General features: G+C 65.0%; 1 protein-coding gene. It reads left to right on the top strand.

Annotated features, from left to right (window positions below):
* Positions 1-237, top strand: a 237-nt coding sequence (locus KVT37_RS32830; RefSeq protein ID WP_217579088.1) for an alginate lyase family protein, incomplete at both ends; no start/stop codon positions are given.

Genomic DNA, 237 nt, shown 5'->3' on the forward strand with positions numbered 1-237 from the left:
CATGCGCTATGCGCAGGTGCGGTGGGGGCGCGACCACAATGAAGGTCCGGGATACGGCATCCTCGTGCTTGCGGACCTGTACTTCGTTCTCGATGCCGTCAGGTTGATCGAGCGAAGCGGGGCGCTGGACGAACGGGACGGTCAGGCCTTCAGGGCCTGGCTGCGGGCCTATTGCCAATGGCTGGGGACAGCGCCGGCCGCGGTTTTCGAAATCTACCCGGCGATCAAACACGGGCG

It is taken from the genome of Mesorhizobium sp. GbtcB19, from assembly GCF_019091085.1.
GTDB lineage: Bacteria > Pseudomonadota > Alphaproteobacteria > Rhizobiales > Rhizobiaceae > Mesorhizobium.